This is a genomic window from Streptomyces albidicamelliae, from assembly GCF_025642175.1.
Classification (GTDB): domain Bacteria; phylum Actinomycetota; class Actinomycetes; order Streptomycetales; family Streptomycetaceae; genus Streptomyces; species Streptomyces albidocamelliae.
Window position 1 is genome coordinate 3524512 of sequence record NZ_CP106795.1, and the last position, 16124, is coordinate 3540635.

Genomic DNA, 16124 nt, shown 5'->3' on the forward strand with positions numbered 1-16124 from the left:
CGTGACCATACGCGAACCAGGTGTGCAAGTGCAGTCGCGGGCCGAGGTTGGGCAAGACTTGTACTTTTTGTACCGGGCGCCGCGACTGTGACCGCTTCCTCTGCGGGCGACCCGCGCGCGCTCCGCGGGAACCTGGCACAGTGGAGGGGGAACGTTCTCGTTCCCGCGGACGTTCTGTGTGTGATGGCCGGTGCAAGGAGGGCGAGCGCATGACGTACGACCGGTTGGTGTGCGCGAACTGCGCGGCGCCCGTGAGCGAGGGCCGGTGCCCGGTGTGCCGTGCCAACCGCGCGCGACTGCAGCAGGAGGGCTTCTCCTCGGGTCTGAACCCGATGGCGCTGATCGCGCTGCTGGCGGTGCTGATCGCCGCGGTGGCGCTGCTGGCGCACCAGACCGTGTAGCGAGAGCCGAAGACGGCAAAAGGGCCCGGAGCGTCGCGCTCCGGGCCCTTCCTTCTGCCCTGTGCGTGCGGTGTGTGACCGTACGGCTACGGTCAGGCCGCCGCGCCGCCCCGGCCGCCGGCCAGCCGCGGCAGGAAGCGGAAGCCGATGCCGCCGGCGATCATCGTCGCGGCGCCGATGAGCAGGAACGCGGTCTGACCGGCACCGGTCTCGGCGAGCTGCTTGTCGCCGCCCTGGGCCGTGGTGTCGGAACCGGTGTCGGTGAGGGTCGAGGAACCCTCCTCCTGCGGCACGCTGTCGTTGCCGCCGCCCTGGGGCTCCTCGCCGCCGGTGGAGGTGCCACCGTCGGTCGAGCCGGTGGTCCCGCCGGAGTTGCCGTTGCCACCGGAGTTGCCGTTGCCGCCCGAGTTGCCGTTGCCGCCCGAGTTGCCGTTGCCGCCCGAGTTGCCGTTGCCGCCGTCGTCACCACCGGTCGTGGTGCCGCCGTCGGTGGTCGTGCCGCCGTCGGTGGTGGTCCCGCCGTCGGTGGTGGTGCCACCGTCCGTGGTGCCACCGTCCGTGGTGCCACCGTCCGTGGTGCCGCCGTCCGTGGTGCCGCCGTCGGTGGTGCCGCCGTCGGTGGTCGTGCCACCGTCCGTGGTGCCGCCGTCGCTGGTGGTGCCACCGATGGAGACACCGCCGTCCACGGTGCCCTCGGTCACGCCGACGTTGGCTCCGCCGTCGGCGGTCGTGCCACCGTCGGTGGTGCCGCCGTCGCTCGTGCCACCGTCGTCATCACCCTCGGTGCTCACACCGATCTGGATGGGGCCCGCCTGGACATCGAGGTCCAGGGCGGAAGCCGCGCCCGCCGCGGTGAGCGAGGCACCGGCCGCGATCACGGCGCCGGCGGCTATCCGCGCGACCCGGATCCGCGTCTTCTTCGTCATATGGTTGCTACCCCCAGTAGCTGTTCGTCAATGAGGCGGCGCGTGGGGCTTGCCGTGATCGACGGAGGCAGCTGGGTGACGAAGTACGCGTCAACTCGATCCCCCGGTTCACATGCGCCCCTTGAGTACGCATGCCGCGCTTCACCCTTCCGATTTTTCAAAGCAACGTCAAGGCCGTTGCGCGCGCAATGTCCAATGGGAGGGTGTTTGCCGGGAGTTGAAGCCTGTGAGTGTGATGTAAAACCCAGACATACGACAACTGCCGCCCCAGGGACGGCAGTTGTCATGTCGATAAAGTTACTTCTCCTGCTGCTTGCGCCAGCGAATACCGGCCTCCAGGAACCCGTCGATCTCGCCGTTGAACACGGCCTCCGGGTTGCCCACCTCGTGCTCGGTGCGCAGGTCCTTGACCATCTGGTAGGGGTGCAGCACGTACGAACGCATCTGGTTGCCCCAGGAGTTGCCGCCGTCGCCCTTGAGGGCGTCCATCTTGGCCTGCTCCTCCTGCCGGCGCCGCTCCAGCAGCTTGGCCTGGAGGACGTTCATCGCGGTGGCCTTGTTCTGGATCTGCGACCGCTCGTTCTGGCAGGAGACCACGATGCCGGTCGGGAGGTGCGTGATGCGGACCGCGGAGTCGGTCGTGTTGACGCCCTGGCCGCCCGGACCGGAGGACCGGTAGACGTCGATGCGCAGGTCGGACTCGTCGATCTCGACGTGGTCGGACTGCTCGACGACGGGAAGCACCTCCACGCCCGCGAACGAGGTCTGGCGGCGGCCCTGGTTGTCGAAGGGCGAGATGCGCACGAGGCGGTGCGTGCCCTGCTCGACGGAGAGGGTGCCGTAGGCGTACGGCGCCTGCACGGAGAAGGTGGTCGACTTGATGCCGGCCTCTTCCGCGTACGACGTCTCGATGAGCTCGGTCTTGTAGCCGCGCTGCTCGGCCCAGCGCAGGTACATGCGCTGAAGCTTCTCGGCGAAGTCGGCGGCGTCGACGCCACCGGCCTCGGCGCGGATGTTGACGAGCGCCTCGCGGGAGTCGTACTCGCCGCTCAGCAGCGTCCGGACCTCCATCTCGTCCAGCGCCCTGCGCACCGACACCAGCTCGGACTCGGCCTCGGCACGGGTGTCCGGGTCGTCCTCCTCCTCGGCCATCTCGAAGAGGACCGAGAGATCGTCGATCCGGCCGCGCAGCGTCTCCGCCTTCCTGACCTCGGCCTGGAGGTGGGAGAGCTTGCTGGTGACCTTCTGCGCCTCCTCCGGGTTGTCCCACAGGGACGGCGCGGCCGCCTGCTCCTCGAGCACGGCGATGTCTGCCCTCAGCCGGTCGAGGTCCAGGACGGCCTCGATCGACTCCATGGTCGAGGAGAGGGACTTCAGCTCTTCGGATACATCGACGACTGCCACGCCTCCAGCGTAACGGCTGCGGCAAGCGTCCCGGTCCGCCGCTCGGGCCAACCGGGGCGGACGGCCGCCCGCGGGCGCGGACCGGGGGCCCGGAGCCCCTGGCGGCTCAGGGCGCCGAGGTGCTGTGGGCGGGCCGCGGTGCCCCGTCGTCCCCGTCGGCCGACGCCCACCACGCGCCGACGCCCGCGGCGGCCGCCAGGACCACCCCGGCCACGCCCAGCGTGATCCGGCGCCGCCGTACCGCGGCCCTGTGCCGGGCCGAGCCCGGCCGGGGCGCACCGGTGGCCCGCGGAGCGCGGGCGGTGCCGTGGGCGCCCCCGCCAGCTCGTCGGGGGCCGGCACCCGCATCGACGTGTGCGTGTCCCGGTTGGAGTCCGGCCTGGCCCCGGGCACGAGCGACACCGCGCCCCGCCGCCGTACCGGCGCCTCCCCGGCGGGCGACGCCGGTGCGGGCTCCTCCTCCGGGTCCTCGGACAGGTCGGGCTCGTCGACGTCCAGCGGCGGCATCCCGGCCAGTATCGGCAGCTGCTCCCGCAGCCGCGCCGCCAGCTCCGAGGCGCGCAGCCGGGAGGCGGGCGCCTTGGCCAGGCACTGCACGAGCAGCTGCCACAGCTCCTCGGGGATGCCGGGCAGCGGCACGACGGTCTCGGTGACGTGCCGGCGCAGGACCGCGCCGGGGTGGCCGCCGCCGAAGGGCGTGAAGCCGGCCAGCAGCTCGTACAGGACGGTGGCCAGCGCGTAGATGTCCACGGCGGCCCGCGGGGGCAGGCCCTCGACGATCTCCGGGGCCAGGTAGTCCGGGGTGCCGATGATCTTCGTGGCCCGCGTCCGCTTCGGGGAGTCGATCAGCTTGGCGACACCGAAGTCGGTGAGCAGGGCCGGGTGGGCGCCGCCGGGGCCGAGCGGGCCCTGCATGTCGAGCAGCACGTTCTCCGGCTTGACGTCCCGGTGGACGACGCCGGCCGCGTGGGCGGCCGCCAGCGCGTCGGCGACGTCGGCGACGATCGCCACGGCCGCCTCGGGGCGAGGCGCCGCTCGCGTTCGAGGCGGGTGCGCAGGTCGGTGCCCCGGACCAGGTCCATGACGAGCGCCAGGTCGTTGCCGTCGACCACCAGGTCCCGCACGGTGACGATGTGCGGGTGTTCGAGACCGAGCAGCGCGGTGCGTTCCTGCACGAAGCGTCCGACGAGCTCCTGGTCGGAGGCGAGGTCCTCACGCAGCAGCTTGACCGCGACAGGACCCTCCGGCCCCTCGCCCAGCCACACCGTGCCGGCGCTGCCCCGCCCCAGGATCTGGTTCGCGGTGTACCGGCTGCCGATCTTCCGTGCCAAGACTGCTCCTACCGACGCGTGTTGCCGATAAAACTACGCGTCGGACGAGCCAACCTTCACCGCGGAGACGGAAATCACCCGCCAGATGTCGACAAATCCCTAAACCAGCGATCGTTTTCCGGTGCTTCGCCCGGTCAGTTTCCGCCGCCGGATTTGCCCAGCTCCTTGGCCCAGTGGCCCACCTTGCCGGCCCAGTCGCTCAGCTGGTCCCAGTAGCCCTTGCCGGTGCCGATCCAGTCCTGAAGCGGGGTCAGCTCCCAGACCAGCCAGCTCGCCACGATCAGGATGACGATCGTGAACAGGCAGCCCTTGAGGCAGCCGAGCCCGGGGATCTTCGTCGGGTTGGCGCTGCGCTGCCGGGGTGCCCGCGGCTCGCGCGCGGGCCGCTGCGGCTCCGGGGCAGGCGGCGCGTACCGCTGCGGCTGCTGCGGCGGGGCGTACTGCTGGGGCTGCTGGGGGTAGCCGTACCCGGCGTGCGGCTGCTGCCGGCCGCGCGGCTGCGGCTGCTGCGGGCGGCCCTGAGGGGCCTGCCGCGGCTGCTGCTGGGGCCGGGCCACCTGCCGCTGGGGGCGGCGGCGCAGCGGGTCCTCGTCCGGGTCGAGGTACTGGATCTGCGTCTGCTCGTTGCGGTCGCGGGCGGCACGCAGCTGGGTCTGCCACGGGTGCGGCTGGTCCGGCTGCCCGCCGGGCGCGCCCTGCGGCATCGGCGGCAGGACGGCCGTCGGGTCCGCCGCGCCGGTGTTCGGCAGGACGGCGGTGGGGTCGGCGGCGCCGGCCGGGCCGCCGGTGTGCGGCAGGACGCTGGTCGCGCCGTTGGGGTCGTACGCCCCCTGCGGCGCGCTGGTGGGCAGCACCTGGGTGGGGTCGGCGGCACCGGGCACCCCGGGGACGGCGGCCGGGGACGGGTCGGGGGCGAGCAGGGCGCCGACGCCCTCGGCGGCGGCGATCTGGGCGGCGTTGGCGTGCACGCCGATGCCCTCGGCGACGACCCGCAGGCCGCGCGCGAGGTTCTCGGCGCTCGGCCGCTCCTCGGGGCTCTTGCGCAGGCAGCGCTCTATGACCGTCCACAGCGGGTCCGGGACGGTGGACGGGCGGCGCGGCTCGGCGCTCAGGTGCTGGTGCAGGACCTCGAGCGCGCTGCCGCCGGAGAACGGCGGACGGCCGGTGACCAGCTCGTACAGCAGGATGCCGGCGCCGTAGACGTCGACGGCGGAGGTCTGCGGGCGGCCCTCGGCGGACTCCGGGGCGACGTACGCGGGCGTGCCGACGAACTCGTGGGTGCGGGTCAGGCCCGGGGAGTCGGCGAGGCGGGCGATGCCGAAGTCGGTCAGCATCGGGTGCATCTGGCCCTGCACCTGCTGGAGCAGCACGTTGGCCGGCTTCAGGTCGCGGTGGACCACGCCGTCGGTGTGGCTCGCGGCGAGCGCGTCGGCGATCTGGGCGGTCATCAGCGCGGCGGCGACCGGCGTGAAGGGGCCGTTCTCGCGCAGGTAGCGGTGCAGGTCGGGGCCGTCGACGAGGTCCATGACCAGTGCCAGCAGATCACCCTCGACGACCAGGTCGCGGACCCGGACGATGTTCGGGTGGGTGAGGCGGAGCAGGACGGAGCGCTCGCGCAGGAAGCGCATCACGATGTCCGGGTCGCTCGCCAGCTCCTCCTTGAGGACCTTGATCGCGACCGTTTCCCCGGGCTGGCCCGCCACGGCCGCCTCGGCGCCCGCGGTCTCGCGCTGGCGGGCACGCCAGACGGTGCCTGTGGCGCCGCGTCCGAGCGGCTCCTCAAGCAGGTACTTGCTGCCGACTGGCCGCACGTCACGCGCTCCCTGCTGCTTGCTGATGCTTGCTTTCCTGCATTCCGGTGTTCCGACCCACTGTAGTGCCGCACCTCAGGGCACTACGTATGCGTTCCCGAGCATGTTCGAAGGAAAGACGCTCCTCCTGGTCTCGTGGTTGCCGGGTGGTGACGTGACCGATCTCAACTGATCGCGCGTGCGTCACTGGTCAGGCACTTTTGGGGGCAGAGCCGACCAATCAAGATCACTTGTCACCGGGTGCCGGGCGCGCTGTCGGTGGCAGGTGCGAGGATGCCTCCCAGTACTGGCCGACGTGCTCGTGTGGGGTGGGGGGAAGTCCGCGCCCGCGCAGACCCGCGCAGAAGGGACCGCTGACGCCGATGCAGATCCGGCTGACCGTCGTAGACCCGCTGGGCCCCGCCCCGCAGCGGGGCCGCGCCGCGAGCCGCGACGTGCTGGTCACGGCGCCCACGGGCACGGACCTGGCCGCGGTCGCGTCGGCACTGGCCGCGGCGGTCACCGGCGAGGGCGGCACCGGCCGTGACACCTCCGGCTCCCCCGTCGTCCTCTACGCCGGCACCGAGCGCCTCGACCCGCGCCGCTGCACCCTCGGCGAGCCCCCGCTGGTCGACGGGGCCGTGCTGGCCCTCGGCGGCCCCGCGGCGGCCGAGCCGCACCCCGAGCTCGACGACGCGCCGACCCAGCTGCACGTGGTCGCCGGCCCGGACGCGGGCGGGGTCCATCTGCTGCACGGCGGCCGGATCACCGTCGGCCGCTCCGCCGAGGCCGACGTCCCGCTCGACGATCCCGACGTCTCCCGGCTGCACTGCGCGGTCACCGTCGGCGCCGACGGCCGCGTGTCGGTGGCCGACCTGGACTCCACGAACGGCACGGTCCTGGACGGCACCCGGGTGACCGGCCGGCCGGTGCGGTTCCCCGCCGGAGCGCTGCTGAAGATCGGTGAGTCCGCGCTGCGGGTCACTCCGTCCGGGGGACCGGGGGCGCGGGTCGGCACGGTGGCCGACGGCGACGGGTGCGTACGGGTCTCCCCGGCGGGCGGTGGCGACACGGGTCCCCGTGGGTCCACCGGCGGTGCGGGCGCGTCCACGGGCGGCCGGCTGCCGGCCGGGTCCGCCGGCTCGCCGCCCCCGCGGGACCCGGCGACGGGTGCGGGCGGCGGCGCCGGCGGGCACGCCCGCGGTCCCGCGGACCGCGACGGCTCCGGTGCCGGTGCGGGAGCCCGGGAGCATCGGCGCGGGGAGTCACCGGTGGTGCCGGGGCAGGCGGGCGCACCGAGCATCGAGCGGCGCACCCCCGTCACGGATTCCGCGGGGGACACGCACGCGGGGCGGTCCGGCGTCGCCGGGCCGGACGTGCCCCCGGCCGGGCGCGTCGGCACCCCTCCCGGACACGGCGACGGAACGCGGCGGCGCGGGCTCGGCGCGTGGGCGCGGCGGCTCGCTGGCGGGCGGACGGAGCAGCCGGCGGTCCCGGAGCCGCACGGAAGTCCGGCGGTCCCGGCCGGGGACGAACCGGCGACCGGCGGGCCGCGGCAGCCGGAGACCTGGCCCGACCCGGCCGCCCTGCTGCTGACCGCGCTGGGCCCGGGGCCCCGGCTGTGGGAGCGGGGAGCGGGGCATCCGGAGACGCTGACCGTACGGCTCGGCACGGCCGACCGGAACGCCCCGGACGGTTCCGGCCTGCTGCCCGCCGTACCGGTGACGGCGGCGCTGCGCGAAGCGGGCGCGCTGGGGCTGGCCGGTCCGCGCCCCCGGCTGTCCGGGCTGGCCCGCGCGGCGCTGGCCCAGATCGCCGCGCTGCACTCCCCGGACCTGCTGGAGATCGTGCTGATCAGCGCGGACCGCTCACGTCCCGTGGAGGAGCGCACGGCCGAGTGGTCCTGGCTGGGCTGGCTGCCGCACGTCCGGCCGAACCACGGCCAGGACTGCCGCCTGCTGCTGGCCTACGACCGCGAGCAGGCGGCGGCCCGCACGGAGGAACTGCTGCGCCGGGTCGACGACCACGCGGCGACGGGCCGGAGCGCGGCCCGTCCCGGCCCGGCCCGGCCGGACGCGGGCGAGGTCCCGGCGGGGACCGCGCACGCCCGCCCGGCGCCCGGCGGGCCCGGCCCCTTCCCGCACGGCACGTACACGGACGGTCCCGGTGACCGCGCCTCCGCGTCGCCTGCCGGTGCCGACGGGACCGGCACTCCGCCGGCGCGCACCGGCGCGGCGGCGTCCGCGAGCCCGGCGCCCGGCGCCGTCCCCTCCGCCTCCGGCGCCCCGGCGGACGGCCCGGCCGGCCCCTCGACCGGCGGCGCCGCACAGGACTTCGCGCCCCGGGCGGCGCGGCCCGCCGCCGGAGCCGGGCGGCGGCCCTCCTGGGCCAGGGACGACGCCGAGGTCGGCGCCGGCGGTGCCGGCTTCCCGGGGCCGTACACGGTCGTCGTGGTGGACGGCGATCCCGGCGGCTCCGCGCTGCGGGACGATCTCGCGCGGCTGGCCGTGGCCGGACCGCGGGCCGGCATCCACGTGGTGTGCCTCGCCGAGACCGCCCCGGCCTCGCCCGCCTCCCCCGTGACGAGCACCTACGAGGCCGCGTGCGCGGTGACACCGACGTTCCGGCACTGCGGTGCCGTGGCACTGCTCAGCGGGGACGTCGCGTCCGCGCTGCATCTGATGCGGGTGGCGCCGAGCGGCCCCGTGGGCGCCGGCACGGCCGGTGCCGTGGACGCCGTCTCCGCCGCCTGGGCGGAGCGGTTCGCCCGGGCGCTCGCGCCGCTGCGCCCGGACGGCCCGGCCGGCGGGCACCACGCGCGTGTGGCCACGCCGCTGCCGCGGTCCGCGCGGCTGCTGGACGAACTGGGGCTGGCCCGGGCCACCCCGGCCTCGCTGATGGCCCGCTGGGCGGACGCGGCGGACGACACCGACGCGCTGGGCGGACGGGCCCGGGCGGTGCTCGGCGCCGGTCCGCGCGGCCCGCTCCTCGCGGACCTGGTGGCCGACGGACCGCATCTGCTGATCGAGGGCCCGGCCGGCAGCGGCCGCACCGAGCTGCTGCGGACCGTGGTCGCCTCGCTGGCCGCCGCCGAACGGCCCGACCGGCTGGGCGTGGTGCTGATCGACGGCCGGGACGGCGTCGGCTCGGGCACCGGGCGCGACGAAGGCCTGCGGATCTGCACCGACATACCGCATGTCACCACCCACCTCGCCGCCAACGACCCGGTGCGGATGCGGGAGTTCGCGCAATCGCTGAGCGCCGAGCTGAAGCGGCGGGCCGAACTGCTCGGCCGGGCCGGCTTCGCGGAGTGGCACGCCGGGCGTGAGGTGTCGGGCCGGATCGTCGCCCAGCGCACCGCCGGCGGCGGTGACATAGAGAGCCCGCCCAGTTCCACCCTGCGGCTGCGCCCGGGCGCGGCGGCACGGCAACGCGCGGAGGCGGCACCGCCGTTGCCCCGGCTCGTGGTCGTCGTCGACGATCTGGACGCGCTGGTCACCCCGCCGCTCGGCTCGCCGGGCCGGCCCGCCGCCGGTTCGGTGATGCGGGCGCTGGAGGCGGTGGCCCGTGAGGGCGAGCGGCTCGGGGTGCACCTGGTCGCGGCGACGGCGGCCGGCGGCCGCACGGCGGAGACGGAGCCGGCCCGCCGGGCCACGCTGCGGGTGACGCTGGCGGCGGTGCAGCCGGGGCCGGACGAGCCGGCGCCGGGACGTGGGCGGCTGGTGTACCCGGACGGGCGGTCCACCGACTTCCAGGGCGGCCGGGTGACGGGCCGCATCCCGCGTACGGCGACCCAGCGGCCCACGGTCGTCCCGCTGGACTGGCAGCGCATGGGGGACCCGCCGACCCGCCGGCCGGTGCGGGAGCTGGGCAACGGCCCCACCGACCTCGCCCTGCTGGCGAGCGCGGTGGAGCGCGCGGCCCGGGAGGTCTCGGCGGCGGAGATGCCCTCGCTGCTGTAGCCCCTTCACGTGTCGGCCGGAGCAGGCCGGAAACCGGCACGCATACACGCGCCGTTCCCGGGCACGCATACACCCCCGGTCACGAGCCGGTCACGATGCCGTGCTCCACACCGCAGGCGCTCTTGCCCGCCTTCAGCGGCGCGGCGTACACCGGAGCGCACGGGACAGCGTTCTGATGTTCAGCGACTTCGAACGACGTTCAACGAAGAACGACGAACGGGGAAGTGATGCACAGCAAGAGCAGCACCATCCGGAACCACCGGGCCGCCACCGCGCTCGCCGCTCTGCTCGCGGGAGCGCTCGCGCTCACCGCCTGCTCCGGCGGTGACGACAAGAAGAAGGACGACGGCGGCGAGAGCGGCGGGGCCACCGGCTCCACCGTCACCCTGCCGAAGCTGGACGGCGCGAACCTTGAGGTCGCCGCCGTCTGGACCGGTACCGAACAGGCGAACTTCAAGAAGGTCCTCGCGGAGTTCGAGAAACGCACCGGCGCGAAGGTCACGTTCGTGCCCGCGCAGGACCCGATCATCAACTTCCTCGGTTCGAAGATCGCGGGCGGTCAGCCGCCGGACGTGGCGATGCTCCCGCAGCCCGGCGCGATCAAGCAGGCCGTGGAGAAGAAATGGGCCAAGCCCCTCGGCGCGGAGGCGCTCAAGGAGCTGCAGAAGAACTACTCACCGGGCTGGCAGGACATCGGCAAGGTCGACGGCAAGCAGTACGGCGTCTACTACAAGGCCGCGAACAAGTCGCTGATCTGGTACAACGCCAAGGCGTTCGCCAACGCGGGCGCCAAGGAGCCGAAGACCTGGCAGGACCTGCTGACGGCCGCGCAGGCGGTGTACGACTCCGGTGTCACCCCGTTCTCGGTGGGCGGTGCCGACGGCTGGACGCTGACGGACTGGTTCGAGAACGTCTACCTCTCGCAGGCCGGGCCGGAGAAGTACGACCAGCTCGCCCAGCACAAGATCAAGTGGACCGATCCCTCGGTGAAGCAGGCCCTGACCACACTCGCCCAAATCTGGGGCAAGAAGGACTTCGTGGCGGGCGGTGCCGACGGCGCGCTCCAGACCGAGTTCCCGGCGTCCGTGACGCAGACCTTCACCGACGGCGACCAGCCGAAGGCCGCGATGGTCTACGAGGGCGACTTCGCGCAGGTCAACATCGGTGACACCAAGGCAAAGGTGGGCACGGACGCGAAGGTGTTCCCGTTCCCGGCGGTCGGCTCGTCCGCGCCGGTGGTCTCCGGCGGCGACGCGGCGGTGATCCTGAAGGACTCCAAGGCGGCGCAGGCACTGGCCACCTTCCTGGCCTCACCGGACGCGGCGACCATCCAGGCCAAGCTGGGCGGCTACCTCTCGCCGAACAAGAACGTGCCGGACTCGGCCTACCCGAATCCGGTGCAGCAGACGATCGCCAAGGCGCTGATCGCCTCCGGCGACGACTTCCGCTTCGACATGTCCGACCAGGCACCGCAGGCGTTCGGCGGCACCCCCGGCAAGGGCGAGTGGAAGGACCTGCAGGACTTCCTGAAGAACCCGAAGGACGTGGCGGGCGCGCAGGCGAAGCTGGAGAAGGACGCGGCGGCGGCCTACGGGAACGGGAGCTGACCCGGCGATGACGTCGGCAGCGGCGGCCGGGGCCCCACCGGGCCCCGCCGCACCCAAGAGCCGCAAGAGCGTGACCGGCACCCGCAGAACGGTGGCAGCCCTCTTCCTGCTGCCGGCCCTGGTGCTGCTCGGCGCGCTCGTGGTCTACCCGATCGGGTACTCGGTCGTCCGCAGCTTCTACAACGCCTCGGGCGACGGCTTCGCCGGGGTCGACAACTACAAGGCGCTGTTCACGGACGACGGCATCCGCACGGCGCTGAAGAACAACATCATCTGGGTGGTGTTCGCGCCGGCCGTCTCCACCGCGCTCGGTCTGGTCTTCGCGGTACTGACCGAACGGGTGCGCTGGGGAACGGCGTTCAAGCTGGTCGTCTTCATGCCGATGGCGATCTCCATGCTGGCGGCCGGGATCATCTTCCGGCTGGTGTACGACCAGGACCCGGACAAGGGGGTCGCGAACGCGGTGTGGGTGGGGGTCCACGACACCTTCGCCCAGTCGTCGGCGTTCCCCAGGGCGCACCCGGGGCGCGAGTCGCCCCTCAAGCCCGACCAGGGCGGCTTCGTCACCACGGCCCCCGTGCACACGGGCCGGCCGGTCACGCTTCCGCTGGTCGGCGTCGCCCCCGACCAGATGCCCGACAGCGCGAAGAAGGCGGTGGCCGCCCGGCCCGATCAGGCGAGGATCACCGGGACCACCTGGCAGGACTTCACGCGCGGCAAGGGCGTGGGGAAGCTCGGCGCCCCCGACCCGTCCGAGCTGGGCTACGCCGGCATGCGGATCGAGGCCGTGAAGGACGGGGAGGTCGTGGCCACCACCGAGGCGGCCGGCGACGGCACGTTCACGCTGCCCGCGAAGGCCGACGGGGCGCTGCTGAGGCTCCCGGCGAGCAACTTCAGGGAGCCGTACAACGGTGTCGACTGGCTCGGTCCTGCCCTGGTCACCCCGGCCGTCATCGGGTCGTACGTGTGGATGTGGGCGGGCTTCGCGATGGTGCTGATCGCGGCCGGGCTCGCCGGTGTGCCCCGGGAACTGCTGGAGGCCGCGCGCGTGGACGGGGCCAACGAGTGGCAGGTGTTCCGCAAGGTCACCGTGCCGCTGCTCGCACCGGTCCTGGCGGTGGTGGTCGTCACGCTGATGATCAACGTGCTCAAGGTGTTCGACCTCGTCTACATCATCGCGCCGGGGTCCTCCCAGGACGACGCGAACGTGCTCGCCCTGGAGCTGTACCGCAAGGGCTTCGCGGAGGGCCAGCCGGGCATCGCGAGCGCGATCGCGGTGTTCCTGCTGCTACTGGTGATCCCGGTGATGCTGTTCAACATTCGTCGGCTGCGGCGGGAGGTCAGGCGATGACGGCTACCGCCGGGAGCATGGGGAAGATCTCGCGGGCGGACACGGCGGTGCGGGGCAGGCAGTCGCTCGGGGCGCGGATCGCCGGGAGGCTGAGCGGCGGGGTCGTCCGGGTGTTCCTGATCCTCGTGGGCCTGTTCTGGCTGGTGCCGACCATCGGTCTGCTGGTCTCCTCGCTGCGCTCACCGGAGGACATGAGCGCGAGCGGCTGGTGGAAGGTGTTCTCCGAGCCGTCGCAGCTCACCGTCGACAGCTACCGGAAGCTGCTGGAGAACGGCGACATCACCCACTCCCTGGTGAACACCGTGCTGATCACCGTGCCGGCGACCGTCCTGGTCGTCGTGATCGGCTCCCTCGCGGGCTACGCGTTCGCGTGGATGGAGTTCCCGGGCCGGGACTGGTGGTTCCTCGGCGTGGTCAGCCTGCTGGTGGTGCCCGTGCAGGTGGCGCTGATCCCGATCGCCGAACTGTTCGGGAAGATCGGCCTGTTCGGCACGATTCTCGGGGTGATCCTGTTCCACGTCGGCTTCGGCCTGCCGTTCGCGGTGTTCCTGCTGCGGAACTTCTTCGCGGAGATCCCGCGGGAGCTGCTGGAGGCGGCCCGGCTGGACGGCGCCGGTGAACTGCGGCTGTTCGCCCGGGTGGTGATGCCGCTGGGCGGGCCGGCGATCGCGAGCCTCGGCATCTTCCAGTTCCTGTGGGTGTGGAACGACATGCTGGTCGCGCTGGTGTTCACCAAGTCGGGCACCCAGCCGATCACGGTCGCCCTGCAGACGCAGGTACGGCAGTTCGGCAACAACATCGACGTGCTGGCGCCCGGCGCCTTCATCTCGATGGTCGTCCCGCTGGCCGTGTTCTTCGCCTTCCAGCGGCAGTTCGTGTCGGGCGTGATGGCCGGCGCGGTCAAGTAGCCGCGCCGGGGCCGCGCGAGCGGTCACGGAACGGCCATCCGGGAAGGGGCGGGCCTTCGGGCGCCCGCCCCTTCGCGTTCACCTGATGTAGCCCACATGCCGTACGGGCCGTAACCAATTCACTCCATCGGCCGTTCCCGGGCAGAACGCCCGCGCCGACCGACCCATGGATGTCCAGTGCCCAGGTTCAGTGTCATCGTCCCCGCGTACAAGGTCCAGGCGTACCTGTCCGAGTGCCTCGACTCGGTGCTCTCGCAGTCGTATCCGGATCTCGAAGTGATCGCCGTGGACGACTGCTCGCCCGACGCCTGCGGCGCGATCATCGACGAGTACGCGGCCCGGGACACGCGGGTGAAGCCGGTGCACCTCGCCGAGAACCAGGGCCTCGGCCGCGCCCGGAACGCGGGCATGGCCGAGGCGAGCGGCGACTACCTGGTCTTCCTGGACAGCGACGACACGCTCACCCCGGACGCGCTGCGGGCGGTGGCCGACCGGATCAAGGATTCCGGGGAACCGGACGTCCTGGTCTACGACTACGCCCGCACGTACTGGGACGGCCGGACGGTCCGCAACCAGCTGTCCACGCAGCTCACCGAGGAGGGCCCGGCCCCGTTCCGCCTGGCGGACCGGCCGGGGCTGCTCCGGGTGCTGATGGTGGCCTGGAACAAGGCCTACCGGCGGGAGTTCGTCGAGGCGCAGGGCTTCGCGTTCCCGCCGGGCTACTACGAGGACACCCCCTGGACCTTCCCGGTGCTGATGACGGCGGAGTCGATCGCCACCCTGGACCGGGTGTGCGTGCACTACCGGCAGCGCAGACAGGGCAACATCCTCGGCACCACCAGCCGCAGGCACTTCGACCTCTTCGAGCAGTACGACCGGGTGTTCGCGTTCGTCGACGAGCACCCCGAACTCGCGGCCTGGCGGCCCGAGCTGTTCCGCCGGATGATCGACCACTACGCCGTGGTGTTCACCAAGCGGGGCAGGCTGCCGCGCGGCAGCCACGGCGACTTCCTGCGCCTGGCCCGCGCCCACTACCTCCGCCACCGGGTGCCGGGCCCGCGGGGCGGGCTGCGTTACACCCTCGTCCGCCACGGTCTGCACCGCACGTTCCGCGCGCTGCGGCTGGCCGCGGCCGTCCGCCGCCGTGCGGGGAGGGCGGCCGTGAAACTGGCCCGTGCCCTGCGCGGCCGCGCGCTGCGGCTGCACTACCGCGTCCAGCTGCGGCTGCCGCTGCGCGCCGACCGTGCGGTGTTCACCGCGGCCTTCGGGCGCGGCGACCCCGGTGCGCTGGAGGAGGCGTTCCGGACGTACGCGCCGCACGTGCGCACGGCGTGGATCGGCCACCCGGAGCAGCAGCAGGCGGTGCCGCCGGGGCCGCGCCGGCTGCGCCCCGGCTCGGCGGCCTGCTGGACGGCGCTGGCCCGCTCCAAGTACCTGGTGCACGACACCGTTCTCGACCGCGGACTGCGCAAGCGCCGCGGCCAGGTCGTCGTCCAGACCCGGCGGGGCACCCCGCTCAAGCACACGGGCCTGGACCTGCAGGAGCGCCCGGCGGCGGCCTGCGACACCGACTTCGGGGAGCTGCTGCGGGAGGTCGACCGGTGGGACCACGTCCTGTCCGGCAACCGGCACTCCACCCTGACCTGGGAGCGGGTCCTCCCGGGCCGCTACACCACCCTGGAGCACGGTGCCCCCCGCAACGACGTCCTCCAGCGGGCCACGACGGCGGACGTGACCCGGCTGCGCGACTCGCTCGGCATCCCCGAGGGGGCGGTCGCGATCCTGTACGCGCCGACGTTCCGCGACCACCACCGCACCCAGCGCCCGGCCCTGGACCTGGAGCGGATCCTGCGCCGGCTGGGCCCGCGCTTCGTGGTCCTGGCCCGCCCCCATCCGGCGCACGGCGGCTCCCTCGGCTCGGGCGGCCGGATCATCGACGTCGGCGGCCACCCGGACGTGGCGTCCCTGTGCCTCGCCTCGGACGCGCTGCTGACCGACTACTCGTCGATCATGTTCGACTACGCCAACCTGGACCGGCCGATCGTGGTGCACACCGCGGACCTGGAGGCGTACGAGGCCGTCCGCGGCACCTACTTCGACCTGCGGGCGTGCCCGCCGGGCGCGGTGGCGCGCACCGAGGACGAGCTGATCGACATCTTCGCGACCGGCCACTGGCGCGGCTCGCGCTCGGCCCAGCTGCGGGCGGCGTTCCGGGAGCGGTTCTGCCCGTACGACGACGGACGCGCCGCCGAGCGGGTCGTCCGGCGAGTGGTGCTGGGCGAGACCGAGCTGCCGCCGGTGATTCCGCTCGCGGAGCGGAAGCCCGTGCCGTCGGCCTGCGCCCGCAGCCCCCTGGCCACCGTGCCGCAACCTTCCGCTCCCGCTCCCGTCACCGAGAGCCACTGAACACCGTTGGTCCTTCCGGGAGTTCCCATGCCCCTCGG

Annotated in this window: 9 protein-coding genes and 1 pseudogene; 6 read left to right on the forward strand and 4 right to left on the reverse strand. The window is 73.5% G+C overall.

The annotated features are described in order from the left end of the window. Positions 1 to 209: 209 nt before the first annotated feature. On the forward strand, positions 210 to 401 hold the full coding sequence (locus N8I86_RS16265) for a hypothetical protein (protein WP_123437655.1): 192 nt from the start codon (positions 210 to 212) through the stop codon (positions 399 to 401). Between the two features lie 92 nt (positions 402 to 493). Here the strand turns inward: N8I86_RS16265 and N8I86_RS16270 are convergent, their stop codons facing one another. The 4 genes and pseudogenes from N8I86_RS16270 to N8I86_RS16285 all read right to left on the reverse strand — a co-directional run bounded on the left by N8I86_RS16270 (position 494) and on the right by N8I86_RS16285 (position 5873). Next, positions 494 to 1327 carry a hypothetical protein gene (locus tag N8I86_RS16270; RefSeq protein ID WP_263278098.1) on the reverse strand — a complete coding sequence of 278 codons (834 nt, stop codon included), beginning with the start codon at positions 1325 to 1327 and terminating at the stop codon, positions 494 to 496. Positions 1328 to 1624: 297 nt separating this feature from the next. Then, the gene (prfB, locus tag N8I86_RS16275) at positions 1625 to 2731 is read right to left on the reverse strand and encodes a peptide chain release factor 2 (RefSeq protein WP_073900164.1); all 1107 of its coding nucleotides are present in this window, start codon (positions 2729 to 2731) and stop codon (positions 1625 to 1627) included. Positions 2732 to 2837: 106 nt separating this feature from the next. After that, a pseudogene (locus tag N8I86_RS16280) lies at positions 2838 to 4062 on the reverse strand (serine/threonine-protein kinase). A gap of 134 nt (positions 4063 to 4196) precedes the next feature. After that, positions 4197 to 5873 carry a serine/threonine-protein kinase gene (locus N8I86_RS16285; RefSeq protein ID WP_263278099.1) on the reverse strand — a complete coding sequence of 559 codons (1677 nt, stop codon included), beginning with the start codon at positions 5871 to 5873 and terminating at the stop codon, positions 4197 to 4199. Positions 5874 to 6235: 362 nt separating this feature from the next. On the opposite strand from N8I86_RS16285, the gene N8I86_RS16290 reads away from it, so the two are divergent. The 5 genes from N8I86_RS16290 to N8I86_RS16310 all read left to right on the forward strand — a co-directional run bounded on the left by N8I86_RS16290 (position 6236) and on the right by N8I86_RS16310 (position 16086). Beyond that, the gene (locus tag N8I86_RS16290) at positions 6236 to 9814 is read left to right on the forward strand and encodes an FtsK/SpoIIIE domain-containing protein (RefSeq protein WP_263278100.1); all 3579 of its coding nucleotides are present in this window, start codon (positions 6236 to 6238) and stop codon (positions 9812 to 9814) included. A 227-nt stretch (positions 9815 to 10041) separates the two neighbouring features. Continuing rightward, a complete protein-coding gene (locus tag N8I86_RS16295; RefSeq protein ID WP_263278101.1) occupies positions 10042 to 11421 on the forward strand; it encodes an ABC transporter substrate-binding protein in 1380 nt (459 codons plus the stop codon). A gap of 7 nt (positions 11422 to 11428) precedes the next feature. Then, positions 11429 to 12772 (forward strand): carbohydrate ABC transporter permease, encoded by a 1344-nt coding sequence (locus N8I86_RS16300; protein WP_388937809.1) that lies wholly within the window; start codon positions 11429 to 11431, stop codon positions 12770 to 12772. Beyond that, positions 12769 to 13680 carry a carbohydrate ABC transporter permease gene (locus tag N8I86_RS16305; protein ID WP_263278102.1) on the forward strand — a complete coding sequence of 304 codons (912 nt, stop codon included), beginning with the start codon at positions 12769 to 12771 and terminating at the stop codon, positions 13678 to 13680. The genes N8I86_RS16300 and N8I86_RS16305 overlap by 4 nt, the downstream gene beginning before the upstream one ends. Before the next feature lie 177 nt (positions 13681 to 13857). Continuing rightward, positions 13858 to 16086 carry a bifunctional glycosyltransferase/CDP-glycerol:glycerophosphate glycerophosphotransferase gene (locus tag N8I86_RS16310; protein WP_263278103.1) on the forward strand — a complete coding sequence of 743 codons (2229 nt, stop codon included), beginning with the start codon at positions 13858 to 13860 and terminating at the stop codon, positions 16084 to 16086. Positions 16087 to 16124: the final 38 nt, after the last annotated feature.